We start from the raw sequence: 251 nt of genomic DNA, 5'->3' as shown, positions 1-251 counted from the left end.
TCGGCCGTTATCGTCGCATCTGCTTGACTAAACTCACCGACTAATGGCTGCAAAAAATCAAGATGAAAAGGGGTTAACTTTAATCCTGCTTGCCATTGTGGGTCCTCTTTTGTGACATCAATAATGTGAAGATTTCCCGACAGATGACCATTGTTCGTTATTTGAAATTGCCAATCCGCTTTTAATCCATTGTTCGCCAGCTCAGCGTTGAGTTCTATCGCATCCCAAGCCAACGTGATCGGCTGTGACAA

1 protein-coding gene is annotated in these 251 nt (G+C 44.2%); it reads right to left on the bottom strand.

All coding sequences use genetic code 11. From position 1 onward, the window contains the following. The coding region (locus ACS2QP_RS28260) for a hypothetical protein (RefSeq protein ID WP_438883137.1) at positions 1-233 on the bottom strand (233 nt) is incomplete at its 3' end. Positions 234-251 lie beyond the last annotated feature (18 nt).

Source organism: Bacillus cereus group sp. Bce019 (assembly GCF_051781745.1).
Lineage (GTDB): Bacteria > Bacillota > Bacilli > Bacillales > Bacillaceae_G > Bacillus_A > Bacillus_A cereus.
Note: the sequence above shows the minus strand (reverse complement) of the source record. Positions and strands in the feature narration are given on the sequence as shown.